Below are 25876 nucleotides of genomic sequence, written 5' to 3' on the forward strand. Positions count from 1 at the left end.
GCGCGCGCAATGACATTTTATTAAAGAACTCAGCATCTAATACTTCCTATAAACATTGTAAAGTATATTCAGATCCAGCTGCGTCATCACCGGCGTTTCGTCCGTTTGTACAAAGTGACGTTTAAAGGCAACAATAGCTACAGGCAGGTTGCTGATATCATAGCCGATGAGCTTAAGCGCGGTAGCATAATCGAAATTATCGGGCGGAAGCTCAAGCAATTCTTCTCGCCAAAACCCGAAGCCTTTCTGGGCTAACAATTTCCATGGAAACAGCGGTCCCGGATCGGGCTTACGCAATGGTGCTATATCCTGATGCCCAATAAAATTAGCCTGCGGAATGTTATATGTTTTCTTTAATTGTGCCAATAAAGCAAGCAGACTTTTAACCTGTACATCGTTAAATGGCTCGTGGCCGTTATTGTCAATCTCAATACCGATAGAACAGCTGTTCATATCAGTGATGCTGCCCCATTTGCTGATCCCGGCATGCCAGGCCCGGAGGTAATCATTAAGCATATGGTACACCTTGCCATCTTTACTTACAACATAATGCGCGCTCACCTGCGGTTTTACCAGCGTAAATGTAGTTAGGGTTTGCTTAACCGAATCCTGCGCAGTATAGTGAATGATCACATAGTTGGGTTTGCGCAGGTTGAAGTTAACCGTACCCACCCATTCTGAAGGGATAGCCCCGCCGGCGCTGTCAACCAGCATAGCAGGCTGTTCGCGTGTAATTACATCAACTAACGAGTCGGTTTGGGTATGATATACTTTATTGGTTGCAGCGTATGGCGGTTGTATTTTGGGCGAGCATGCGTCCAGCAGGATTGCCGAAGCGGCGAGTAATAAAGTGTATATATTTTTCATGCTGATTTGAACCTTGATTTACGCGATTAAAGGATTTCCTGATAAGTTAAGATAATAAGCCTTGATTTGTTTGATTTAAAAAGACCACCTGCTGATGAAACCAAGTATACAAAAAACCTCGATATACCCTAAACAAAAAATTGCCCGATGCTTTGCAACATCAGGCAATCCCCTAATCAAGAATATCAAGGTTCCGATCCTTTTATTTGCTCAACGCCTTTTTAATTTCGGCAGCGGCGTGTAATAATGCTGATTGGGTTGCCGGTACATCAGCTATTGGGTTAAGTAAACCCCAGTCGTGGATCATGCCGTTGTAGCGGGTAGCGGTTACTTTAACACCGGCTTCGTCCAATTTGCGGGCATAAGCCTCGCCTTCGTCACGTAATACGTCGTTTTCGGCGGTTTCAACTACGGCTGTTGGCAATCCTTTTAACTGATCGGTTGTGGCCTGCAATGGCGAAGCGTAGATCTGCTTACGTTCGTCAGGATTAGTTGTATAGTTATCCCAGAACCATTTCATTGCGTTTTTAGTTAGGAACCTGCCGGTAGCAAACTGGTTGTATGATTCAGTTTCGAAGTTTGCATCGGTTACAGGCCATAACAATACCTGTAATTTAATTTCGGGGCCTTTTTTGTCTTTAGCCATCAGGGAAACTACAGCAGCCATGTTACCACCAACGCTGTTGCCAACTACGGCCAAACGTTTGCCATCTACATTAATTTCGGCACCATGAGCGGCAACCCATTTGGTAGCGCTGTAAGCCTGGTTAATAGCTACTGGGTAATGCGCTTCGGGTGATGGGGTGTAGTTTACAAATACAGCAGCAGCACCCGAGTTAACCACTAAATCGCGAACCAAACGTTTGTGGGTAGGGAAATCACCCAATACCCAACCACCACCATGGAAGAACATGAACACCGGCAATACACCTTTTGCATTGGCCGGTTTAACGATATCCAGTTTTATTTGCTGGCCATCTTCGGTAATGGTTTTCTCAGTAACAGTGATATCGCTGTAATCAAATTTTACTGACTCCTGAGCACCGGTCAGTACCGCACGGGCATCTTTTGGCGAAAGCTGTTCAAGCGGTTTGCCGGTACCTGAATTAAGTACGTTTAAAAATGCTTTTACATGGCTTTCAATATGTGGGTCCTGTGCGGGATCAACAGGTTGTACGGTTTGGGCCGACGCACATGCACCTAAAATTAAGGCTAATATTACTGTTCCGATTTGGGTAGTTATAGATTGAGTTTTCATTTTGTTATGTATTTGATTTACTATCTCTTTTTGTACACAACAAAGGTAGGACGCCAATTAAAGCCACTCAATGCACAGAAGTAGACATGGACAGGACAATTTTCCCCTGAAGAGGAGTAGGCAGTAGGCCGCTTTCAGTTGGCAGTTTAGCGGGGTTGCATTTTACCCTTTATGATACCGGAGGTGCGAGGTATTGTTGCCTGAAGTTTTGTGGTGAAGTTTCGGCCTGTTTACTAAACAGGCGGATAAAGTATGATGGATCTTCATAGCCCAGTTTATACGCTATCTCTTTTACGCTTAATGAAGTGTGAACCAGCAGGCGTTTGGCCTCCAGTATAATGCGGTTTTTAATGATATCGTTGGGTGTGGTGTTGCTATAGCGGGTAATGCGTTTATTGAGTGCTTTGGGGGTAATGTTAAGCATATCGGCATAGTCGGCCACGGTATGCAGTTTGGTATAGTTCCACTCCACCATCTGGCTAAAGCTTCGCGAAAACTCAACCTCCTGGCGGGCTTCTTCGGTAGTAACATGATGCTCTTGCTTCCAGATGCGGGTTGAACGGATAATGATCTGTTTCAATAAAATCCTCAGCATTTCTTCTACACTGCTGTCACTGGCATCTATCTCTGCTTTTATCTCATTAAATGAAACTTTCATTATTGCTGATGCCTGCTCGTCCATCATCACCACCGGGATATCGTAAACATTATGAAAAAGGATCCCATCGCAGGCCACTTCTTTATCATGCATTTCAACGCAATAAAAATCGCGGTTGTAATACAACATGGTGCCGGTGCAATTATCATTGAGTTTATGAAACTGACCGGGATTAATAAAGAAAAGGGCATCCTGCTGCAGCTTGTACTCTTTAAAATCGATAACAGCCCCGCCGCCGGCTTTTACAAATAAGATCTGGATAAATTCGGCATAATCCTTTTTTTGCAATTGGGCGGTGTAGTCATGTTCAAAATCTAAATACCCGAATTTTTTAAAGGAGAATTGCTTGAAGCCAGCCATCGATGAAATATTTTTATATGCAGATAAGGTGCAAAGATATCAACAAAAAATGCCCGGCTTAACAGGGCCGGGCATCAATTTATATTTTCAGCAGTGTTATATAGCCGTAGATCGCCGTATTATGCCCAGCAAGAACGCGATAATGGCTATTACCAGCAAAATGTGGATCAGGCTGCCTACTGATGTGAAAAATACGCCTATTGCCCATCCTATTATAAGGATGACTGCAATCATATACAGGAGTGAGTTCATGATAATTTGTTTTAATTAATGATTTTCATAGATATTAGTATAATAAGAGCAGCGCCGAAAAAGTTTTAAAATTTGTTCCTTTTTAAGGATCATTGCCCTCATTTACAGCTGTATTTTGTAATGATTTATTCCCGGTGTATCTTTAAGCATCTTACCTCATGAAAACAATGAAATATCTTTTACTGCTTATTTGCCTGTTACCGGACAAGCTTGTTATTGGTCAGTCAAAACTGCCTGTGATTAAGGCGACATCGAAAAAAGTAGCCATAAACGATGGTGGATTTTTAGATAAAAATGCCTGGTCGCTCTCACCCAAAACGCGACCGGATGTTTATACAGCCGACAGGACACGGGCAACAAAATGGGTTACTTTTTATACCGATATCGATTCGATAAGGGTAAAGGTTAAACCCGGTACCCGATATAATTTCATTATCCTGCTTAACGGCAAGGATTCGTGCTATACGCAGATAGCAAGTGCTATCCCCCCGATGGGTAAACAGGATGCTGCTAAAAACGATACTATCCCGTTTAACCTTACAGGATACAGCGCTATCGCGGTAAAGGCTGTTATGAACGATACTGATACCTTAAACCTACATTTTGATGTAAGTTCATTCGATTTTCATTTAACGAGGGATGCCATTTTAAAAAGAACAAAGCTGCTGCCTAACCAAGCCGAGGTTTTGGCCGGTACCGCAAAACCTAATTTTAATGAGCTGAACAAGGTTATAAAACTGCAAATGGGCACGGCTGTTTGGCGTAACCAGGAGATACTGCCTACGGGCTTGACCTCGCGCGGGATGGACGGCCGTTTTGGCTGGAACCTGTTTGAAGGCAAGCAGGTAGAGGTTGATTATGATAACAACCGTATTATCATCTACTCCAAAATGCCCAAAGGTTTAAAAGGGTACGAACGGTCGAAGATCGGGTTTATTCATTCTTATGGTTATGCTACCGAGACATTTGAAATAGGCGGTAAAAAATATACCGGAAAATTTTCGATGGACACAGGATCTGATCAGTCCATTATTTTGGATAGCAACTGGGTAGCCAGAAATAATTTCCCGACTGATTTAAAGCTGATCAAATCCTCAACGATAAGTGACCCTACCGGCAAAAAATACCAGATGAAAATAGTAGAGGTCCCCTTGATCAGGCTCAACGGGTTTCCTGTTGCCAACGTGCCAACAATTATTTTAGGCAGCAAAAACCCGGTAGGCTTTGAAATGAACTACTTTGGAAATGGTCTTTTAAAGCGCTTTAACATAATCCTTGATTTCAAGAATGATTACCTTTACCTAAAGCCCAATAAGTTATCGGAAGTTAAATATAAGGCCGATTCATAAAAAACGGCCGCAAGGAGTAAATCCCTACGACCGCTCTTAAAAAACTAATAAACGGTTAGGCTTTTTCTGCTTTAGAAGCCTGGTTGATCCCCGCTTCGGCGATTTGGGTGAGCAGGCTGTCGCATGTTTTTTCTTCCTGTAAGGTTGAATCAAGCAGTTCGGCGGCGTGATCATATCCCAATACGCTGGCCAAAGTGCGAAGCGTACCATAAGATGCAATTTCATAGTGCTCAATTTTTTGAGCTGCCGAAATAATACCGGCATCGCGGGTGATGCTGCCTTTTTCGGTTTCGGATACAATTTCTTCGCCTTCTTTGATCAATCCGGCCATTGCTTCGCATTTTACAGCTACAGCTTTTTGACCTATTGAAGCGAAAGCATCCTCTAAACGGACGATCTGGCGTTCGGTCTCGGCCAGGTGGTTTTCGATGGCCGAACGTAACTCATCGGATGTTGCCGCTTTGGCCATTTTGGGCAATGCTTTCGAAAGATGTTTCTCGGCCCAATAAATGTCCTTTAATTCATCAATAAATAATTCATTCAGGGCCGATTCCTGCACATTGGCAGTTTGTTCGGGTGATTTTACTTTAGTAGTTGCCATTGGTAGATGATTTAATGTTTTTGTGAGATAAATACTGCAAACACAGCGCCAAAATTTACATCTTTTGAAAATTAAATTAATTATTAGGATAATTTGCCGGAGTTTGAACTCCTGTTTATATCTCAGCAGAAAGCGGGGATGCTAATCGCCTACAACTTTGAGTGCTAAAAAGCACACAGCGTGACTCATTTTATGGAATCCAGTTGTCAAATCAAATTTACGGTTCCGACCCGGGACTATTCGCCCCAAACCAACGAGCCCTTTTTTATTTGCAAGCATACCAGTAGCTTAGTAATTAATTGTAGCCTTGCTGTTACATATTAAACTAAACACACGTTACCTTAGTCATACCATCAAATAAAATACATATGAAAAAGCTATTTATCCTTGCCGCACTATTAGCAACTACCATTGGCGCTTTTGCCCAAAACGTTGACCTTAGGCGTAAAATTGAAGTTACCGGCATTGCCGAACAGGAAGTTACTCCTGATATTATAAACGTGACCATATCACTGCAGGAATACATGGACGGCAAGAAACATATCGCCATCAATGACCTGGAAGATCAACTGGAAAAAGCCGTTAAAGATGCCGGCATTCCATCTGTAGATTTTACAGTGAACAATGTATCGGCCTGGAACAATACTTATCAAAAGAAAAAAGCACCTGATTTTTTGGCCAGCAAACAATATGGTCTGCGTGTGCGCGATCTGAACAAGTTTAACCAGATCATGTCGAAAATTGATCCTAAAGGAATTCAATCAACCAATATTGAAAGCTATGACTATTCAAAAATGGCTGATCTGAAACGTGACCTTAAAATAAAAGCTCTGCTTGCTGCCCGCGATAAAGCAACTTACCTGTTAGCTGCCCTTGGTGAAAAATTAGGTGGTGCCATCAACATTACCGAAAGCGATAACAGCAGCTTCCCTCAGCCACGTGTTTACGCAAACACTATGATGTTCAAAGCATCTGCTGATAGCAATGTCGGCGATTCGGATATCAGTTTCAAAACCATTAAGCTGAACTTCCAGATTCAGGCTGTGTTTGAGATAGTGAAGTAATTGTCCCCCGGCCCCCTAAAGGGGGAGCAAAAAAATTTGAAGCCTCTGTTAAAACAAACAGGGGCTTTTTTTATTGTTTTGCTTAGAGGCTCCCCCTTTAGGGGGCCGGGGAGCATATGCAATGGTTTGGCAGGCGCGAAAGCGATAATGTTGATGATGAGCGCGGCGGTGGCGGCGGCAGATTAGCCATAGGTGGCGGTGTGCTGGGACTGATAGCGGCTGCTATTTATTTTTTTACAGGGATTGATCCGTCGGCTGTGCTTAACCAGGTTGCAACCAATCAGCCCCGGCAGGAGCAAACCGCTAATAATGGCCCCGAAGACGCAGGCAAGCATTTTGTACGTGTAGTGTTGGCTGATACGGAAGATATCTGGACAAAGCTTTTTAATGATATGGGCAAAACGTATGAAAAGCCAAGGTTGAGTTTATTTAGGAATTATGTTCAATCGGCTTGTGGAACGGCCAGCTCGGCCAGCGGTCCGTTTTATTGCCCGGGTGATTCGAAGGTTTATATCGATCTTTCATTTTATGATGAACTGAAGAACCGTTTCGGCGCTTCCGGAGATTTTGCCCAGGCTTATGTAATAGCACATGAAGTTGGTCACCATGTGCAAAAGCTATTAGGCGTCTCACAAAAAATGGATCAGGCACGCTCCCGGCTTAGTGAAAGTGAGTACAACAAACTATCGGTAAAGCTGGAACTTCAGGCCGATTTTTATGCCGGTGTTTGGGCACACTATGAACAAAGTATGAAAAAAGTACTCGACAAGGGTGATATTGAAGAAGCCCTGAACGCCGCCAATGCCATCGGCGATGATCGCCTGCAAAAACAAGCCCAGGGCCATGTTGAACCCGATAGTTTCACCCATGGTACCAGCGCGCAGCGGATGTACTGGTTTAAAAAAGGCTACGAAACCGGGGATATTAATCAGGGAGATACTTTTGGTAATGGGGATTTGGATTGATTAGTAGATTGAATCGATGGTTTATTAGTGGGGTTGAGGGAAACGAAAAGCTTTTGCTTAAGACAACTCACATCGTCGCCCTCTTGGCCGGGCGGGGCCAGTTACTTTTGTCTTGACACAAAAGTAACCAAAAAGTCAAGTCAGCAGGGAGGCTTCTTTGCCGCACAGGCCTTGCCCTGCAAAGCGGGCAGAACCACGGGCTGCAATTATTTTGCCCTGCCTTCACTGGCTCCCGCTTCTGCAAAAACTTGCTATGCCCCTGCAGCCGCACATGGCCTCCATTGTTCTGCCCGCTTTCGCCCGAAGCTTACCTGCTGACAAAAAAAGAAACAAGATAAAATTGAGAGGACAAAAAATGGGAGGATTTAATGAAATCAGATCATCTTATAATTCCCAAAACAGAAGCGCGTCGGCCCGACAAAAAAGCGGGCCTGGGAGTATGGCCTGCGGGGGGAAGCATTTTTTTGTCTTGATATTTGGTTACTTTGCATCTAAGGTAAAGTAACTGGCCCCCGCCCGGCCAAGAGGGCGACGATGTGAGTTATAAAACCCAAAGCCTTTTAAAACCGAAAGACGCCTTAAAACAAATTAACCCCAAAACTCCATCCAACCCAACCACTCCAGTTCCTGTTATCATTTATAAAAGAATGGTGCAAATCCCGAACATAAGCATAGCCATCAACAGGTGTACGCTGATCTGAATACAGGAAATTTAAAGATGGCCCTGCGAAAATGGAAAACTTGCGGCTTACTTTATAAGTCAAATCAAGGTTGAACTTATTAAGCTGATTGGTTTTTAACCAGGTACCCTGGTATAGATAGCTTGAACCGATTTCGGTATTAATAGCTAAATATCGGCCTAAACCAAATTCCCGCCCAAAGCCCAATCCAAAAGAATAGAGCTTACTGTTACCATCAACCCGTATACCGCCCTGCCAAACGGTGTACAGTTTACTGTTGCCGTTTTTAAAGGCGAGGTTGATGTTTTGTGTTTCGTTGGTGGAGATGGCCAGTTTATGATAACCGCTGTTAATAATATTCAACAACCCGATGCTGAAGCCTGAAGAAGTATCGGCAATGTTTACCAGTGCCAGTTGTACACCGGTAAGGTGTTTGGCATAATTGAACAATCCTGCAACCTGTAGCCCGCCAAACTTTTGCTGCGCGATGTTCCCGATTCCGCCAAGTTGTAAAGCGTCGGAATTTTTACCGGCGATATTGCCTATCGCACCCAATTGAATCCCCCGGACCGATCCGCGGGTGTGGTTATATAATGCAGATAATTGTAGGCCATTCATGTTTTGCTTTACGCTATTGTGCAGTAGGGCCAGCTGAATGCCCCGCACGTTGCCCAACACGTTATTATACAAACCGCCGAGCTGAATGCCGTTTACCGAACCGCCTACTACGTTAAAGATGCCGGCTATTTGCACGGCGCCTACGTCACCTTTATCTAAATTGAATATAATGCCCATTTCAAATCCGTCGACTCCGGCGTTGTAGCCGCCTACTGCGTTGAGTGAAACCACGTTAACTACCTGTCCGCTGAAATTTCCGTGGGTACTTACGCCCGGTATGGCAGAGGCCTGGAAGGGAGCTTGCGCTATCAAGCCGCCGAGATTGGCTGCCTGGATCTGTTGTTTGGTAGAGAGGAATAACTTGCCGAGCGAAGTATTTTCAACGCCCGAATAATCGTCACTAAGTATATAACCAAGCAGGCTCTTTTTTTTCAGTGTGGTGTCGGTGCTCCTCACAGTAACATCGGCCAGGAAAGTAACGGTGGTATCCTTATAAAACTCTCTGCTGATAGTGAGTGTGATGGGCTGACCCTCGTTACGGAGGGTGATATCAAAATGGCCTTCCTTATCGGTCAGTACCGATTGCAATTGCTCGTGCGAGTATACGCTGGCGTTGGGCAGTTTATGGCCGGTTTGCTCATCGGTTATGGTGCCGCTGATGCTATAGTTGTCGCCTTCGGTTGCGGCCTTATCGGTAACTATGGTAAGCTGAAGGGGAGCATATCTCAGGATAATAAAATTCTTCGATTCGCGGTATTCAAAGCGGTAGCTGAGCATATGGTCGAGCACCTCTTTTATAGTCCAGTTATCGGCATTGATGGTAACCAGGCTGTCGGTTTTTACAATGTTGCTGTTGTATGAAAAGTAGAAGTTGCCTTTTTGCTCGATGGTTTTAAGCACAGTGCCGAGGCGCATTTCGGTAACATGTACCGATATGTTTTTGGAAAGGATGGAATCGGCGCGGGCTGTTAGGGCTGTGAGCAGCAGCAGGCAGATGGTATAGTTTAGGTAACGATGTAGTTTATACAACATAAAATATTCTTCAATATTAATAAACTATGTCATTGCGAGGAGGAACGACGAAGCAACCGCATGCTATACAGGGCGGCTGTGCTTCCGTGCGGTTGCCACGCTATCGCTCGCAATGACATGGTTTTATAGTAATGTCCCGCTTTTTTTTAGTAAGATAGCGTCTCTACTTCAACACAATCCCCTTTTTCCCGCGCTCCACTTTGATTTTAAACGTTTCGGAGATCACCAGCAATACCTGCTCTAACGACTGATCTTTAAACACCGTAGTAATAGGCAGGTTAGCAATAGCTTTATTGCCAATAACAATGTGCGCCCCGTAAACTTCGTTCAGGGAAGTCACCAATTCATATAACGGTGTTTCATCGCAAACCAGTTCATGGGTTATATAATAGTTATATAAGCGTCCTTTGTTGCTTTCCTTGGCAAGCAGTCCGTCTTTTCCGGTGACCAATACTTTTTCGCCGGGGTTAAGGTTTACGTTTTTTGTTTTCTCGCTTACATTAACAATTCCCGTTTCCACAATTACCTGCGTTTTCCCGTCGCGGCTCTTCACATTGAATGACGTGCCAACCACCCTAACCGTTACACCGTTCACCTTAATTATGAAAGGTTTTGTTTTATCGGGCGTAACTTTAAAGAAAGCCTCGCCCAACATGGTAACCGGGCGGATGTTGCCGATAAACTTTTCGGGGTAAATCAGGGTGCTATGACTGTTCAATGTTACTACCGAACCGTCTGGCAGGGTTTGCGCGCGGGTTTGTGCATCACTTTCTATCTTAACAAAAGCAATAGCCTTATTGTCATAATAGTGGCTTATGGTTAACCAGGCCACGGTACAAACTAACAATAGCGATGCCGCGATACCTATCCACCAGCTCGTTTTCATTTTGCGGACCTGCGCTGATGGAGCTACGGCCGGAGCAGTATTGTTTAGCCTTTTTTGCAGACGGAGATAGGCTGCATCCTCATCCACATTTTTAGTAGAAGCTATATGCTGGCTCTCATCCCAGATCAGTTTAAAATTATCATATTCCTGCCTGTTAGCAGGCGAAGCGGCAATCCAGTTTTGTATAGCTTCAGCCTCAGCAGGCGTAGCTTCGCCAACCAGGTATTTCACCAGCAAATCATCATCTATGGGCATACCGGTATAGCTCATACAAACCAATTAATAAATAACAATAAAATTATGGGTAAAAACTCGGCCAGTTTCTGGCGCATTACCCGCAGCGCTTTGCCCATCTGGTTTTCGATAGTTTTGATCGATAGACCCATATGATCGGCAATTTGCTGGTATTTAAGCTGCTCAAACCTGCTTAGCTGAAAAATGATGCGGCACTGCTCGGGCAGTTCGCTCAGGGCTTTTTCAATATGCTTTTGCAGTTCGGCAGTGAGCAGTTTTTTGGAGGCCAGTTCGCTGCTGCTGTTCTGTTCCATTTCATCAGCATAATAAACGCCGAAATTAGCGCGTACCTTCTGGTGCTTTAAATAGTTCAGGCTTTCGTTATGTACGGAGCGGTACAGGTAGGCCTTGATACTGCCATCGGTTTTAAGCTGATCGCGTTTTTCCCAAATGCGGCAAAATACGTTTTGTACTACCTCTTCGGCCATTTCATCATCCTTTAAAAAAGTGTAGGCATAGGCGTGCAGACTTTTAAAGTGATCTTTAAAAAGTCGTTCAAAAGCCTTCTGGCTTCCCTGTTTAATTAAACCAATGGCCGTGCTATCGCTATATTCCACTTTTAGGAGGTAGATGTTAGCGCTAAAGATAGCTTGTTTGGCCGTTAAATTCATAGAGCCCAAATGTTAAAAAATCAATCAGGCCAGCTGGATCTGGATGGTGTACAACGAATGGTGAATATCAACCTTGCTGCACACGCCGTTGGTGTAACTGTAAAAGTTGTAGTTACCATCGGGCAGATCGATACGGTACACATGAGGGCTCACCTGCTTAACCTGTAAAAACTGCTGGAAATTATCAGAGTACACCTGCGCCTGGTCGTCGGGTTCGTGGCAGTACAGCAGCATAAGGTTGGCAGCAATTTGCTTTTGCTCAACTGTTTTACCGCATTTGCCCTCGGCAATAGTTTGATAACCCGAGGCAACGGCTTTAGTTTGGCGGTTACATTTCTCGGAGCCATTAACATTACGGCACACCAGCGAATTTATAAGCTTACCATTGTTAAAAGTGCTCTCCTCCTGGATATCAACCTTAACACTGAAAATGAAGCGCATTTTAACTTCCGAAATCATTTTGAGGTACAGTTCATCGCCCTGGCGTTTTTGGTACAGGTTCATGTGACCAACCACCTTGCCGCTGTGCAACACATTGTATTTAACCGTTTGCTCCTGTGCCAAAGCACCGGCAGCAAAGCACAACAAAGCCAGCACCACGACCACCTTTTTCAGCGGACCGAATATTTTTAATACCGGGAAGGTTTTGTTGCGGAAGTAAGGGAGGATATATTTTTTAAATAACCAAATTATTAATGCGGGTATCATGGGTAATTATTTTAAAGTGATTGAATAAAGCTTTTAACGCGTTTACTTTATTACAACACTCTAAACTTTTACCCCTATGCCTTTGCATTATTTTGTTCGATTAATTAAATACTACTATGTCTATCTGTTATATAGATAACAAACATAGTAAAAAAAATCGGGTGTCCCAATTTTTTGATTCCCCACAAAAAACTGAAAATAGTTGTTGAGGTTTTTTGAATAAAAACAGCAATGTTCCAAAAATTGAGAGTGAAACGCGAAACGGGTTGGAATACCATTTGTGTTGATTGTCAGTGTTTTAACAAATAGACCGAAACGCTATTAAGCTACTGAAAATCAGCTATTAAAACTTTTTGGAGTGGAATTTTACCGTTCCGTTTAATGCTTTTGAAGCGGGTTGAATTTTTGATGTTTTTTGAAGGAAATGATTTTGGGTGAGATTGGAGGATTGGGGAGCTGACAGAATAGCGCCACCATTATTGTGGGATTTAAAAGCTATTTTTTATTAATCAATTTCGTGATAACACGAAATTGATTGGGGCTACGAATCGCTTATATATAAAGTCAAAACCCTCTCGCTATTTATAAGCTCGCGAATATTTCATTATGCAATTTCAAAAACTCCGCTTTGGGATAAAATTTCTTTGGCTCAAGCAGCGGCTGGCCGTCGATATCGATAAAGTTTTGCTTGATGGCAGGGACATCCTGTTGATTATAAAACTTAGGCGAAACTTTGATCTTGAAATCTTCGGTAACGGTTATCATGTGTTTATCAAAGGCTTTATCATGCAGCGCGTTTAGGGCGAAGCCATTTTGAGGGTTTAAGCGATTGCCCTCGTCCTTACTCCATGGTGCTATGTGGCTTGCAACCAATAAGCTTGGAATAGCGATGCCGGTAATACAACATTGATTGTTATAATTTGAAAGTACGGCTCCCCTGAAAATAGACTGATTCAAACGAACCTTAACCGATCTTATAACTTCCCGGCCTTCGCGCTCCTGGTATTCATCAAGGTTAATCGCATATAGCTTCTCTACCGTAGTTTGTTTCTTCTGAGCCAGTAAAACTTCGCCCTCCATGTACTTTTCATCCCAGCGGTGCATGTACTCGTCCCAAACTTCTTTGTCCAGTTTACTGGCATTGCTCATGCCTTTAATACTTCGCTGTTTTAAAACAGGATCTAAACTTGCAAAGTTCACCAACTTCAAAGCTACCGAACCCGGTGTTCTGCCTATTAAACCGGCCAGCTCCTTAATTAACGGGTTGCCTTGATGGATTTGGCCAAACAGCAATTTGGTGTACAGGTTGATGGCTAATGTTAGCTCATCTTTTGTCCAAAGTGTTTGGCCTTGTTTCATGGGGCAAATGTATTTTCAGTTGAATTAATCAATAAGAGTAAACGTTTCACTTTTGACAAGGGCATCAAATAGGAATTCGAAGATATTGGGATTATAAGTCTTATCTTCCTTAGCCGAATTGATGAAATTTAGGCTTGCACCTCTAATTTCGCGGCTACTGTTATAAACTAAACGATAATGTAACAATTTGCCATTTAATTCTATAACTCCATTTTCATTGCCCGATTCTACTCTATCATAGTTGAATATTTTGTCAGGCTCAATAATAAAATGTAGTGATGAGCCAATCAAGTAATTTTCGATGCGTTCTTGAGAAGAATCTGTAATCACAAAATTGGGGTTGTGATTAAATCTTTCCGTTAAGTTTAATAAGTTATGCTTTAGGGATTCCATATTGATAAGCTTTTTCAATAAATGAATAAGTATTAAGAAAGGAAAATCTGAGGCAAAATATTGATGGCTTTGTTTTCCAGCAATTATTTTGTAAGTGGGCAAATCATAGGACTCGAATTGCTCAAGATTCCTTAATGTTATCGCCCCGACTTCAAATAATGCATTTATGAGGTATTCAAAGGCCGAATAGAATACGCTTCGCCCCGGTTGTAATTCATCGCTCCTCTTAGGTGGAAGGATAATTGGCTTGTTTTTAAATATGGTGAGTAATAAGCTTCTTACGTAGATTTTATTATCATAATAAAAAGGTTTCGTTGAATAGAATTTGTCTATATATCCGCTAAAATCAACGCCTTTACCATATCTATGCTCATACATCAATCTTATGTTATTGTAGTCACAAACGAAAACTACTTTGTCGAAGCCAAATTTATTTTCATCATAAATGCTATCATAATGAGCACTAAATATATTAAATAGCCTAAAGACATGTTCGGGATCTAACCTATCAAGGTCATCGATTATCAATACAGTTTGAAGTGTCTTTTCGTCGCCACCCTCGCCAACTTTCACATCAACTTCACTCTCATTGTCCACACCTTTATCTGCTTCTACTTTAGCGATATTTTCAAGCATCGTCGTTATTAATTCCGATATATCGTCATATTCATGAGGAGATCCTTTATGATGTCTTAATTGCTTTATGTACTGCATCAGCATTCTACTATTATCTTTTACCACTTCATCTTTATATGCTGAATATTGTTTAAAAATCTCCAATAATTTGTCTGTTATTTCGCTATACAGTTCTGATTCTGGATTAGTGATTTTTAAGACAGACTTAATTAGAGGATCAATTTTAAAGCCATGTAAAAGAAACATCTGCCCAAGCAACAAATTTGAATAATCATCCTTTTTTAGGTCAATTTTATCTGAATATTTTGATAGTAACTCGTAAATAATGTCATATTTAACTAATTCAAATACGTCTTTGTTATGAGCAATTGAATAATTGACAGGATACAATTTTAATGTTAGATATGATTTTGCAATTTCTTCGTCCTCGAAAAAGTGCTTTAGGAAAGTTGATTTTCCTGCACCAAATCGGGCAGAAAAAAGTATTCTTTTATTTGAATCGTCAACTAAGTGGGTTTTAAAATCCTTTTTTACAGCTTCTTGGTCGATAAAGGTTAATGAGGGTTTAGGCATAATATTAAAATTGGAATTGCAAGATAAAGAAATAGTCAAAAACAGTATTGTTTTCGATTTAATACAGCAATAAAGGAGACAAAAGTAACAGAAGGCTTGTTGCTAATTCTCCAAATAATATTCAGCCACCGGCACATCCGCCTCCGCCCAATCCAAAGCTAACAATTCATCTTTAGCTAGCCACTTGAAATCAAGATGCTCTTTAAGTATAATCTCACCTAAAATAAGCCTACAAACAAAAGGGATCAATTGTATAGTAACACCGGGGTATTGATGCGTGTTGGCAGGCAGGGAAGCTACAATTTCCACCTCTACATTAAGCTCCTCCTTAATTTCACGGATGAGGCAGGCTTCGGCGGTTTCGCCGGGTTCAATTTTACCGCCGGGGAACTCCCATTTTAAAGGCAGGCTCATGGTTGCGCTCCGTTGGGCGGCAAAAACAAGTCCGTCGGCATCAACAATAATAGCGCATGTTACTTTGATCACGTTTCTAAGATAGGGTTTCTGTTTAAAAATCAATATTCCTCATTTATAGCATTTATTTTATTTACAGTGGCATAACTTTGGTATACCAAACGAATACATCAAAATATGAAAGCAATAATTTTAAAAGGCTTTGGCGGGGTTGAAAACCTTGTGCCTGCCGAAATACCTGTACCAACTATAGCTGCCGATGAAGTGCTGGTAAAGCTTAAAGCCATCAGCATAAACCCTGTAGATGCTAAAACCCGTTCGGGAAAAGGTGTTGCCGGGCGCATTAAGGATGAGTCGCCGATTATTTTAGGCTGGGATATTTCGGGTGAGATAACCGAGGTTGGCGCTGATGTCACCAACTTTAAACCCGGCGACGAGGTTTTCGCCATGATAGATTTCCCGAAAACCGGTAAAGCCTATGCTGAATATGTTAAAGCTAAGGCCGATGAGCTTACGCTTAAACCAGCAGGCGTCAGTCACGAGGAGGCTGCCGCCGCTACATTGGCTGCACTTACGCCATGGCAAGCTTTCCATACGTATGAACAGATCAAACCCGGCGACCGTGTATTGATCCATGCTGCATCGGGCGGGGTAGGTCATTATGCCGTACAGATTGCCAAACATTTGGGGGCATACGTTATCGGAACATCTTCTGCCGCTAACCGTGATTTTGTACTGAGCCTCGGTGCTGATGAGCATATCGACTATAAAGCACAAGCCTTTGAAACCGCTACCAGTAATATCGATTTTGTACTTGACACCATAGGCGGCGAATACATTGACCGCTCGCTACAGGTTGTTAAAAAAGGAGGTACTATCGTGAGTATTGTTTCGGGTATGAACGAAACGGTTACCCCTAAAGCTACTGCGCTGGGCATTAACGGTCACAATATCCTGGTAAAACCAAGTGCCGAAAATATGACAACCATTGCGGGTTTGCTGCAAAAAGGGATCATTAAATCTCATGTACCCAAAGTATTTCCGTTTGAGCAAATGGCCGATGCGCATTTGCAATTGGAAAGTGGAAGGACTGTTGGCAAAGTGGTGTTGGCGTTTTAATTATAAAAAATGTCATTGTTGAGCGATAGTGTGGTAACTGTGTGCAGTGCAGAGTAAAGCGCTGCGCTATCGCTTAATAATATTTAGTTGTATTTAACTAACATTGGCCCGCTCAATTGCCGCGGGAGGGCTGTTACTTTTGTCTTGACACAAAAGTAACCAAAAAGTCAAGTCAGCAGATAGGCTTCTTTGCCGCACAAGGTCTTTGCCCTGCAAATCGGGCAGAACCACGGGCTGCAATTATTTTGCCCTGCCTTCACAGGCCTTCGCTTCTGCAAAAACTTGCTATGCCCCATCCTTCGCACAAGGCCACCATTGTTCTGCCCGCTTTCGCCCGAAGCTTACCCGCTGACGGGGAGGGAGGGGGAGAGAAGCAAGACAGTAAGAGCCAGGAAACAAGAATAATAAAAACTATGTCATTGCGAGCGCAGCGTGGCAACCGCGCGGAAGCATGGCCGCCCTGTATAGTATGCGATTGCCACGTCGCCCCTTGGCACATTCCCGGCTGCTCCTCGCAAGGACATGGTTTTTATGATGGTTTAATGAAATCAGATCATCTTGTAATTCGGCAAAACAAAAGCGCGTCGGCCCGACAAAAAAGCGGGCCAGGGAGTATGGCCTGCGGGGTGAAGCATTTTTTTGTCTTGATGTTTGGTTACTTTGCATCTAAGGTAAAGTAACTGGCCCCCGCCCGGCCAAGAGGGCGACGATGTAAGTTAATTACTGCAAGGCATTTAAAATCCCCTCTTGAGAGGGGGCGCGGCGGAAATGTGTGATGGCTGGGGTGTGTTTATGCGATTGACTTATCAAAGCAGAAACACACCCCTCCGCCCCTCTCAAGAGGGGAATCGCACAAGTCCTACGCTTTGGAATAATCAATCCTGATAAAAAACAAAACCCCGACCATTACAGTCGGGGTTTCATATGCAAAATCACTTAAAAAAAATGCTTATTGAGCCGGGAACGCGCTACTGAAGTGCGATCCATCCGGGTAGATACCGGCAATGATAATGTTGCCTTGTATCGGTTTTACAATTGCCTTGTCAATATCATCGATACTGGTAATCGGCAATTTGTTAATGCTGGTGATCACTACACCTTCGGGTATTTCGGCTGCGTCAAACAAGCCGCCTTCACGTACCTGTGTTACCAGGACACCTGCGTTAACGCGCAGTTTTGCTTTTTCGGCAGGGGTTAAAGCGTGGAAGCTTGCTCCTAATTTGTTAAACAACTCTTCGGCCGATTTGGATCTTGCAGCGGTACGGTTTGCCGGTGCTACGGCATCGCCTTTAAGCGTCACCGCGAAATCTTTATCCTTGCCATCGCGCAATACGGTAACGTTGATCTTATCGCCAGGCTGTAAACGGCCTACACGTTCCTGCAGATCAGATGATTCATAAACCGGATTGCCTTCAACCTTAACAATGATATCGCCTTTGCGTAAACCTGCCTGCTCGGCACCACCGCCGGGTACAAGGTCATTCACGTATAAACCGTTAGTGGTTGTTACGTCAAGTTTCTGGGCATTGTCGGGATTAAGTTCGGTGAAAGTAACACCCACAAAGCCACGTTTTACAGTACCAAACTTCTTGATATCGTTCAATACTTTTTTAGCCAGGTTAACCGGGATGGCAAAGCCATAGCCTTCGTATGAGCCGGTGTGTGAAGCGATAGCAGCATTAATACCGATCAGCTCGCCACGGGTGTTAACCAATGCGCCGCCACTGTTACCAGGGTTAATGGCCGCATCTGTTTGAATGAACGACTCGATAGCCTTGTTCAATTTAGGGGCGGACTGGTTACGGGTGCGACCGAACGGGTTTTCGTCCGAATTATCTTCGCTGCCAATGATACCGATGTTACGGCCTTTGGCGCTGATGATACCGGCTGTAACGGTTGAAGTTAAGTTAAAAGGGTTGCCTACGGCTAATACCCATTCTCCAACTTTAGCCTCATCGCTGTTGCCTAATTTTACAATAGGCAGGTTGGTAGCACTAACTTTAATCAGGGCCAAATCTGTACTTGGGTCGGTGCCTATCACTTTGGCGCTGAAAGTACGGTGATCATTAGTGGCAACGGTAATTTTATCGGCCTTTTCAACTACGTGGTTGTTGGTCACGATATAGCCATCAGGCGAAATGATAACACCTGAACCAGATGCCATCTGTGGCCCTTGCGGACGTGATCGCTGACCGAACATATCGCCAAACATCTGCTCCAGCTGATCCTGACCGCCACCGCCACTGGCTTTGCTGCTGTAAGTAGTGCGGATATAAACCACCGCCGGGGTAGCTACAGCTGCTGCCTGGGTAAAATCCAGATCGCCGGTTGATGAAACCGGGGTTGACGGATTACTTGTAAAATATACTTTTTGTTTGTCCTCAAAGCTCATGTTGTCTGAGTACTTATTTTCGATAACCTTGTATACGCCCAAGGCCATCGCCCCTCCAACAAAAGCGGTTAATAATGTTAAACCTATCTTTTTCATTTATTTTTGCCTTTCTTATTATTAAGTTTACAGATCAAATTTAATACCATATAGACGAGATAATCAATGATAAGTTATCCCGTTTTTTGTTAAAATTTGTTAAATGCATAAACATCGGTCATTTTAATTGTTAGCACGGGTTTTGTTAAGGTTAAGAGATTGATATTAAAGGGATAGTATTGTGAAGTTACATTTTTATAAGTACCAGGGCGCAGGAAATGATTTTATTTTGATTGATAACCGTGACAATAGCGTTGATCATCATAATCCTAAGCTGATTTCGGGCCTGTGCGACAGGCGTTTCGGTATCGGGGGCGATGGCCTCATGCTGCTGCAAAACAAAGAAGGGTACGATTTTGAGATGGTTTATTACAATGCCGATGGTCAGCCGAGCAGCATGTGCGGCAATGGTGGTCGCTGTATTGTGGCCTTTGCCAAATTTTTAGGCGTTATTGAATCCGAAACTGAATTTTTGGCTGTAGATGGTCCGCATTATGCCAAAATTTCAGACGAAGGCGATTGGGTGAGTCTGCAAATGATCAACGTAAACGAAGTGAGTACCGATGCCGATGCCTATGTACTAAATACCGGCTCGCCCCACTATGTGAAATTGGTTGACGGGCTTGAGCAGCGCAATGTTTACCAGGAAGGCCACGCCATCCGCAACAATGCCACATATCGTAAAAACGGCATTAATGTAAATTTTGTTGAGCCGATGGAAGAAGGCTACTTCGTACGCACCTTTGAGCGTGGGGTAGAGGATGAAACCTTTGCCTGCGGTACAGGCGTAACAGCCGTTGCATTAGCCATGGCGCGGCATAAGCAACAAACCGGCCATATCACAACCCCTATAAAAGTATTAGGCGGTAACCTCAATATTCGTTTTGATTACGATGGTAAAGCTTTTACAGAGATCTTTTTAGAAGGGCCCGCTGTGAAAGTTTTTGAAGGAGAGGTAGTGATTTAAGAAACGAGTATTATTACTTCCCGTCATTGTGAGTAAGCATCAGGGAAAACCTGAAAAAAACGCGATGACGTATAAAATATATTTCAGCAATGGTGTGCGGGGGCCGCGTTAGTGATAGTAGCGGATACCGGCCTTGTGGCTAATGCCTTGTGCAGTATGAGCGGATAGCACGGCCGCAGGCAACGCCCATATTTTATAAATCGACCGAAAAATGCACTTAACAATCAGTAACTTACAATCACGTCATTATAAGGTACGGAGCAATTCCCGATTGGCAGAACAACTATGTAATTAACCCTGTATAGTTTGCGAATGCTTTGTGCCTCTCAATGACGTGGTGGAGATGTTTTTGCGTTGAGAAACTATTAATGCACCGGTTTCAACAAGCTAAAAAACGTCCCATCCATTATAACACTGCCGATAGCGTCAAAGACGTTTTTCCTGGAGGCTTCCTCCTTCATGTCTTCGGCATAAAAAATATGGTCAACACCTAATGTTTTCAGGAAGGGATCAACTTTAGAATGCCACTTGTTTTTATAACAGCAGATCTTAATGCTTTTATAGGAGGGGTTTGTGCTTAAACGACGGAGAATTTTTTCTATATCATTGACAAGATGATCGTAATCAAGTATAAGCAGGTTGGGTTTAATATCATGTATTGCCGGAAAGATAGCCGCGGTGATTGAAATGTGTTTAAAAACCTTGTTATTGGGCAATACATCAAGGCCAACTACATGAGGAGCAACCAACAGTACAACTTTAGACCGTACACGGATCATGACTAATTAATTAGGGTGTTTAAAATTAGTTGTTAAATTTCTACTTGTCAAGCATTTATTAAATAATTTAATAAGAACTCTACCCTTATTAATAAATCTTCATCTGTTAATTCCTTTTACCATTTAGATTTTTATAATTTCAATACTATATTAACCTTAGCGATAGTTTTTTATGCTTCTGCCGAGGCATTTGCCTTCCTCCGTTTTTTCCAGCGGACGATCAATGGGTAGATAATTAAAGCCGCAAGTATCAATGGCCAAAGGGCTATGATGGAAAAGAACAGGTCCTGCATTACCTCCCATCCGTCAATCAGTGATTTTTTGAACTTATAGCTGAAATTGTCACCCGTGTTTACTTCGCCGCTCTTCCTGGTGTAAAAGCTGATATCCAGCGAACTGTAACTAACCTGGCTGCTTAAATAATTCAACTGGCCCTGCGCCGAATCAATTTCTGTGCGAATAGCGGCAAGCTTATCTTCAATAGCAAGCAGGTCGGTCATTTTTGTGGCTTTAGCAGCCAATTGTAAATAACGCTGTTCCAACTGTTTGTTATCGCTGATCTCGGCGCGAACATCAATAAACTGCGTAGTTACGTCCCTGATGTGAATGATTTTTGAGTCGATATGATCTGTGGAGGAAGTTAGGCTGTTTAAAAATGCATCAAAGTTTTTGGAAGGGATCCTGATCTTGAGGCTATATTCCTTTTGATTGGTTTCACCGCTGTTGGTTTCATTTTCTTCGGCAAGGTAGCCGCCTAATTTTTTGAGCAATGAAACAATGTTTTGCCTGGCCGCTTTTGGATCGCCCGTTTCAAAACGGATATCGCCTTCTTTGATGATTTTTTTGGTGGTATCGGTAATGGAGGGGGGAGGTGCCGGTGCTTTATTAGCAATGCTGGCATCTTCCAGTTGATCGGCTGCTGCTATGCTTTTTTCCTCGGCGGGTGCAGGAGGGACTAACTCAACGTTGGTCAATCTTACTTTTTGTTCCGTTTCATGCTTGCATGATGTAAATACAAGCAAAAAACTTACCGATAGGATAAAATAGGTTTTCATAATAAGGCTGTTTAATTGTTTTAGATTAAACGATGGCTGCCTTATTAAATTGTTTAAAATTTAAAATAAACAGAATTAAATTCTGAAAAAGTGAAATTATTGAAATTTAATTTTAACTATTTCAATTTTTCATTGTTTTTATGCCGCTCTGCATCGCGGATACTTTTCTTATCCATGTTTTTTACCAGCGCTTCGGTGAGGTCGATCCCGGTTTGATTAGCCAGGCAAATGAGAACAAAAAGTACATCAGCCATTTCATCGGCAAGGTTAACTTCCGTATCTGATTTTTTGAACGATTGCTCGCCGTACTGCCTGGCCATAATGCGGGCTACCTCCCCAACCTCTTCCATTAAAATGGCTGTGTTGGTGAGCTCATTAAAATACCTGATGCCCGTTGTTTTTATCCAGTTATCTACAAGCTGCTGTGCCTCGCTGATCTCCATAAAATAGTTTTTGTGTAAGAATTGAATGCGCACGAATTTCACAATTTTTTTTGGATCCGGCCTTTTTTACTAATCTCAGCCGAAAAATTTCTACACAAATGCTTTGCAAGCCCTCCACAATTAATCGAATTACACGAATCTTAAGTTGATTCAAATTCGTGTAGAAATTTTTGATTTATCGTTTGTATTTAAAAGCGATTTCCCCGGGTATTGAAAATAAAATAAAAATACTTTGTAAGGTTTCGCATTCCTATCCGACCAACCGGGAAATAACTAAAAAACGAAACATGAAAATCAGATCAATTATTTCAGGCGTCCTTATCGCCATTTTTACTGTCGCCGGTCTTGCGGCTAACGTACAGGCTAAAACATTAGTTCCTTCGCATAATACTGTTGCGCTTAGCGATACCGGTAAAATGAAAAAGGACAAGATGAGTAAAGACAAAATGAGCCATGATAAAATGGCTTCAGACAAAATGGGGGCTGATAAGATGAGCCACAATAAAATGTCAAAAGACAAGATGAGCTCAGGTAAAATGAGTCACGATAAAATGTCTAAAGGTAAAATGGGCAAGGATACTGCAGGTAAAATGTAACCTTGTTTTGTTTTATGATTGTTTAAAAGGAGCTTCTATGGCTCCTTTTTTTGTTTTTAATGGACCCTCCCTTTTTCATCCTGGTTGCCGGTATCCAGTTTTTCGGCTTTGTTTTGACTGTTGCCGAAGCGGTAGCTGATGCCCAGCAAGGCGTACCGGTTGATCTGGAAGTTGGTGTACTTTTGCTTTATCCCGTTAACGGTAGTAGTAACTGCCGAAGCGCTGCTCCTGAAAACATCGTTCATCACAAATGAAACATCTATCTTCTTTTTAAGTATAGACGCTTTAAGACCGAGATCGAGTTTATAGTAGGCATCACTGCGGCCAATATGATCTATCTCCGGAAACTGGTACCAGAAATTTACCGCGCCTGAAAAACTTTTATCGGCATTAAAGTAAATGTTATTGTTGGTTGCGATATAAGCGCCGAAACCGCTGATGTTTTTTACCGCGCTTATGGCCGATTTGGCATCGGTATGGTAAAAGGTGAACTGGTTGTTATTGTCAAGCCAGCTTAGTAATTGCATCGAGTAATTTTCAGAAATGCCAGCCCGGTAGGTTTTGATAAAATTGAGCGGCGTGGTATAAACCAGGTTGGTATCCGGCCGGGCAATGGTAACGTTGTTAAACCCACTGTTGGTGACATTCAAAAATATGGCCGAAGTAAGCCTGTTTTTGTAAGTATGCGAAAGCTCAAAATTGGTATTGTATTCGGGCTGAAGATAGGGGTTACCCTCGCCATAACTGTAGGCTGTGAACAGGCTTTTGAAAGGGTTAAGGTTCCAGAAAGTTGGCCGGTTCACCCGCCTGCCAAAATTTAGCGAGAGACTGTGGTCAACACCGGCCTGGTAACTAACCGTTGCGGATGGAAACAGTCTGGTATAATTGTTAATAGTAGTTTGATTAAGTGTGTGCGAAAAGCCTTTGGTTTCGGTGCGTTCCACCCTTAATCCTGCCTGATATTTCCATTTGCCGTCCTCTCGGTTGATGCTGCCGTAAACCGATTGGGTGTTTTCGGTATAAGTAAACTCATTGCTCAGGTTCGGATCATATTTTAACGAATCATTGGCGGCTCTTTTAAAATAAAATGCGTTACTATAGTTGTTGATAAAACTCAGTTTTCCGCCAAAAGCAAAACGGGCGTATTTGGTTGGCAACAAGGCATCGGCTTTAAAAGTGTAAATGTTGATATTCTGTTTATTGGTATCATGATAACGGTTCCGGCTTGCAGCGTTCAATGAGCCATCTGCGAGGTAGGTATTGCTCTCAAAGTCCGACCTGTCGGTACGGTAATAATTAAAATAATCAGCATTGAGTACCAGTTTAGCGCCTGCCGTATCCAGGCCGATGGTGCTGTGCAGGTTAACGGCGTTGCTGATGGCTACCGGGTGGTAGGTAGCATAGGTTCTTAACGTTGAATCAATAGTGCCGGTAGCATTGTTGATGATCGGGTTATTCACATGGTCTGATCCATCGTAGGTGTTTTTGCCGCCCTGGTAGTTTATCCCGGCAGTTACTTTGGGGCTGAACCTGTAATCGGCACCAGCAATGAAGTTTAAGTTGTGGTAACGATAATTGCCGGTATCCGTTTGCAGCCAGGTTTGCTTGGGATAATAGATATCGGTTTCAAAGCCTTCCAGTTCATGGTCGTGATCTACGTTTACACTGGCGTAGGCTGATAGCTTGGCGGTATTATAGTTGAGATCGCCGCTTGCATTCAGCCACCAATAGTTGCTGGTTCCGTAAACCGAGGCCGGGTTGTGCAGCCATTGCTTATCATTAATTTGTACACTGCCGGAGTAGCCCTGCTTTTTGCTATGTTTTAAGGTAATGTTGATGAGCCCGGCATTCCCTTCTGCATCATATGCTGCACCCGGATTTTTAATGAGCTCGATACTGGCCACCTGGCTTGCCGAAAGCGACCGCAGGTAACGAAGCAGATCGGTGCCGGCCAGTTGAACCAATCTTTCATTTACCATCACTTTAACGCTGCCCTTGCCAACGATGCTCAAGTCATTATCGCCAACTTTTACACCCGGCACCCGGCCAATCACAGTAAGCGCGTCTGCACCGGCCGATGTTGCACTGGTTGAAACGTTATAAACCAGTTTATCGCTTTTGTTTTCAACAGTGGCCTTGCTGGCGGTTACGGTTACCTCATTCAGTTGTGTGGTATTATCGGTTAGTGTAATGGATAAACTGGTATCACGTTGAAAGTTTAGCTTAAGTTCAGTTTTTTGATAACCGGTGTAAATAATGGTTAAGCTGTAATTGCCTTTGTCAACATCAGTAAAACTAAATATGCCGAGCGAGTCGGTTTGTACCACCCTGGTTTGTTCGGAGTTTTGCTGTTGAAGATTAACAACCGCCAGCACCGCGGGACTTTTGGAATTGTCGGTTATTTTACCGGTAATTCTTACCTGTGCAAACAGGCTGGTGTAAACTAAACTAAAAAATAAAAAGCTGTAAATATATTTCAAACCGGGAGCAGGGTTGGGTTTATAGTGCCGTAAATTAAATAAAAAACCGCCGTAAATTGTTTAGCGGCGGTTCTATTTTATTTACTGTTGTTATCCCGGAAGTTGGGTTAGTGTTTAAATATCACTTTTTACATGTTCCAATGCTCCGTTTTCGGTAACGTGATATTCGGAACGCAGACGAGCGTCCGGGTTGATATTATTTCGCTTCTTTTTGCTTTTTCGCGGACCGGATACTGCCAGTATAATGGCAGTCAGGAAGAGGGTTATCTCTATCAAACTCACTAACATGGGGAGATGTTTTTATGTTCTTCATGATGTTGATTGATTTGGTGATTGTTCTTTATTTAATTTAGTTTGATTGTAAAATAAGA

Annotated in this window: 24 protein-coding genes; 6 read left to right on the forward strand and 18 right to left on the reverse strand. The window is 42.9% G+C overall.

Annotated elements, in window-relative coordinates; genetic code table 11:
• Positions 1 to 36 precede the first annotated feature (36 nt).
• The 4 genes from AC1DUD_RS15440 to AC1DUD_RS15455 all read right to left on the reverse strand — a co-directional run bounded on the left by AC1DUD_RS15440 (position 37) and on the right by AC1DUD_RS15455 (position 3395).
• Positions 37 to 867 (reverse strand): N-acetylmuramoyl-L-alanine amidase, encoded by an 831-nt coding sequence (locus tag AC1DUD_RS15440; RefSeq protein WP_477375822.1) that lies wholly within the window; start codon positions 865 to 867, stop codon positions 37 to 39.
• Between the two features lie 202 nt (positions 868 to 1069).
• Complete coding sequence (locus tag AC1DUD_RS15445; protein WP_477375824.1) at positions 1070 to 2125, reverse strand: alpha/beta hydrolase; 1056 nt, start codon at positions 2123 to 2125, stop codon at positions 1070 to 1072.
• A 169-nt stretch (positions 2126 to 2294) separates the two neighbouring features.
• Positions 2295 to 3143, reverse strand: coding sequence for an AraC family transcriptional regulator (locus tag AC1DUD_RS15450; protein ID WP_477375826.1), 849 nt, complete (start codon positions 3141 to 3143; stop codon positions 2295 to 2297).
• A 96-nt stretch (positions 3144 to 3239) separates the two neighbouring features.
• A complete protein-coding gene (locus AC1DUD_RS15455; RefSeq protein ID WP_477375828.1) occupies positions 3240 to 3395 on the reverse strand; it encodes a lmo0937 family membrane protein in 156 nt (51 codons plus the stop codon).
• Between the two features lie 167 nt (positions 3396 to 3562).
• Between AC1DUD_RS15455 and AC1DUD_RS15460 the strand changes: the two genes are divergently transcribed.
• A complete protein-coding gene (locus AC1DUD_RS15460; RefSeq protein WP_477375830.1) occupies positions 3563 to 4744 on the forward strand; it encodes a hypothetical protein in 1182 nt (393 codons plus the stop codon).
• Positions 4745 to 4799: 55 nt separating this feature from the next.
• Here AC1DUD_RS15460 and AC1DUD_RS15465 read toward each other — a convergent pair whose 3' ends face one another.
• Positions 4800 to 5345, reverse strand: a complete 546-nt coding sequence (locus AC1DUD_RS15465; protein WP_477375832.1) for a YciE/YciF ferroxidase family protein — start codon at positions 5343 to 5345, stop codon at positions 4800 to 4802.
• Positions 5346 to 5713: 368 nt separating this feature from the next.
• On the opposite strand from AC1DUD_RS15465, the gene AC1DUD_RS15470 reads away from it, so the two are divergent.
• Together AC1DUD_RS15470 and ypfJ are read left to right on the forward strand one after the other, a co-directional pair.
• Positions 5714 to 6409 (forward strand): SIMPL domain-containing protein, encoded by a 696-nt coding sequence (locus tag AC1DUD_RS15470; protein WP_477375834.1) that lies wholly within the window; start codon positions 5714 to 5716, stop codon positions 6407 to 6409.
• Between the two features lie 116 nt (positions 6410 to 6525).
• Positions 6526 to 7374 carry a KPN_02809 family neutral zinc metallopeptidase gene (ypfJ, locus tag AC1DUD_RS15475; protein ID WP_477375837.1) on the forward strand — a complete coding sequence of 283 codons (849 nt, stop codon included), beginning with the start codon at positions 6526 to 6528 and terminating at the stop codon, positions 7372 to 7374.
• Between the two features lie 578 nt (positions 7375 to 7952).
• Here ypfJ and AC1DUD_RS15480 read toward each other — a convergent pair.
• The 7 genes from AC1DUD_RS15480 to AC1DUD_RS15510 form a co-directional block, all read right to left on the reverse strand.
• A complete protein-coding gene (locus AC1DUD_RS15480; protein ID WP_477375839.1) occupies positions 7953 to 9704 on the reverse strand; it encodes a carboxypeptidase-like regulatory domain-containing protein in 1752 nt (583 codons plus the stop codon).
• A gap of 163 nt (positions 9705 to 9867) precedes the next feature.
• Positions 9868 to 10860 carry a FecR domain-containing protein gene (locus AC1DUD_RS15485; protein WP_477375841.1) on the reverse strand — a complete coding sequence of 331 codons (993 nt, stop codon included), beginning with the start codon at positions 10858 to 10860 and terminating at the stop codon, positions 9868 to 9870.
• Positions 10857 to 11495: an RNA polymerase sigma-70 factor gene (locus AC1DUD_RS15490; RefSeq protein WP_477375843.1), complete on the reverse strand. Its 639-nt coding sequence runs from the start codon at positions 11493 to 11495 to the stop codon at positions 10857 to 10859. Before AC1DUD_RS15490 ends, AC1DUD_RS15485 begins: the two co-directional genes overlap by 4 nt.
• 24 nt (positions 11496 to 11519) lie before the next feature.
• Entirely contained in the window at positions 11520 to 12203 is a 684-nt protein-coding gene (locus AC1DUD_RS15495) for a DUF6134 family protein (protein ID WP_477375845.1), read from the reverse strand.
• A gap of 582 nt (positions 12204 to 12785) precedes the next feature.
• On the reverse strand, positions 12786 to 13562 hold the full coding sequence (locus AC1DUD_RS15500) for an HNH endonuclease (RefSeq protein ID WP_477375847.1): 777 nt from the start codon (positions 13560 to 13562) through the stop codon (positions 12786 to 12788).
• Positions 13563 to 13586: 24 nt separating this feature from the next.
• Positions 13587 to 15164, reverse strand: a complete 1578-nt coding sequence (locus AC1DUD_RS15505) for a hypothetical protein (protein ID WP_477375849.1) — start codon at positions 15162 to 15164, stop codon at positions 13587 to 13589.
• Between the two features lie 102 nt (positions 15165 to 15266).
• Positions 15267 to 15650 (reverse strand): (deoxy)nucleoside triphosphate pyrophosphohydrolase, encoded by a 384-nt coding sequence (locus tag AC1DUD_RS15510; protein WP_477375851.1) that lies wholly within the window; start codon positions 15648 to 15650, stop codon positions 15267 to 15269.
• A gap of 105 nt (positions 15651 to 15755) precedes the next feature.
• Between AC1DUD_RS15510 and AC1DUD_RS15515 the strand changes: the two genes are divergently transcribed.
• Positions 15756 to 16697: an NADP-dependent oxidoreductase gene (locus AC1DUD_RS15515; protein WP_477375853.1), complete on the forward strand. Its 942-nt coding sequence runs from the start codon at positions 15756 to 15758 to the stop codon at positions 16695 to 16697.
• Positions 16698 to 17646: 949 nt separating this feature from the next.
• On the opposite strand, the gene AC1DUD_RS15520 is transcribed toward AC1DUD_RS15515, so the two are convergent.
• On the reverse strand, positions 17647 to 19185 hold the full coding sequence (locus AC1DUD_RS15520) for a Do family serine endopeptidase (protein ID WP_477375855.1): 1539 nt from the start codon (positions 19183 to 19185) through the stop codon (positions 17647 to 17649).
• Positions 19186 to 19366: 181 nt separating this feature from the next.
• Between AC1DUD_RS15520 and dapF the strand changes: the two genes are divergently transcribed.
• Positions 19367 to 20152 carry a diaminopimelate epimerase gene (gene dapF / locus AC1DUD_RS15525; protein ID WP_477375857.1) on the forward strand — a complete coding sequence of 262 codons (786 nt, stop codon included), beginning with the start codon at positions 19367 to 19369 and terminating at the stop codon, positions 20150 to 20152.
• A 365-nt stretch (positions 20153 to 20517) separates the two neighbouring features.
• On the opposite strand, the gene AC1DUD_RS15530 is transcribed toward dapF, so the two are convergent.
• From AC1DUD_RS15530 to AC1DUD_RS15540, 3 genes are all read right to left on the reverse strand, one after another.
• Complete coding sequence (locus AC1DUD_RS15530; protein WP_477375859.1) at positions 20518 to 20931, reverse strand: hypothetical protein; 414 nt, start codon at positions 20929 to 20931, stop codon at positions 20518 to 20520.
• A 170-nt stretch (positions 20932 to 21101) separates the two neighbouring features.
• Positions 21102 to 21986: a DUF4349 domain-containing protein gene (locus AC1DUD_RS15535; protein ID WP_477375861.1), complete on the reverse strand. Its 885-nt coding sequence runs from the start codon at positions 21984 to 21986 to the stop codon at positions 21102 to 21104.
• A 116-nt stretch (positions 21987 to 22102) separates the two neighbouring features.
• Positions 22103 to 22429 (reverse strand): nucleotide pyrophosphohydrolase, encoded by a 327-nt coding sequence (locus AC1DUD_RS15540; RefSeq protein WP_477375863.1) that lies wholly within the window; start codon positions 22427 to 22429, stop codon positions 22103 to 22105.
• A 287-nt stretch (positions 22430 to 22716) separates the two neighbouring features.
• On the opposite strand from AC1DUD_RS15540, the gene AC1DUD_RS15545 reads away from it, so the two are divergent.
• Positions 22717 to 23025 (forward strand): hypothetical protein, encoded by a 309-nt coding sequence (locus tag AC1DUD_RS15545; protein ID WP_477375865.1) that lies wholly within the window; start codon positions 22717 to 22719, stop codon positions 23023 to 23025.
• 56 nt (positions 23026 to 23081) lie between these two features.
• Here AC1DUD_RS15545 and AC1DUD_RS15550 read toward each other — a convergent pair whose 3' ends face one another.
• Positions 23082 to 25505, reverse strand: coding sequence for a TonB-dependent receptor domain-containing protein (locus AC1DUD_RS15550; RefSeq protein WP_477375867.1), 2424 nt, complete (start codon positions 25503 to 25505; stop codon positions 23082 to 23084).
• A 114-nt stretch (positions 25506 to 25619) separates the two neighbouring features.
• A complete protein-coding gene (locus AC1DUD_RS15555) occupies positions 25620 to 25793 on the reverse strand; it encodes a hypothetical protein (protein ID WP_477375869.1) in 174 nt (57 codons plus the stop codon).
• Between the last annotated feature and the right edge of the window lie 83 nt (positions 25794 to 25876).

It is taken from the genome of Mucilaginibacter sp. P4_A11, assembly GCF_056402535.1.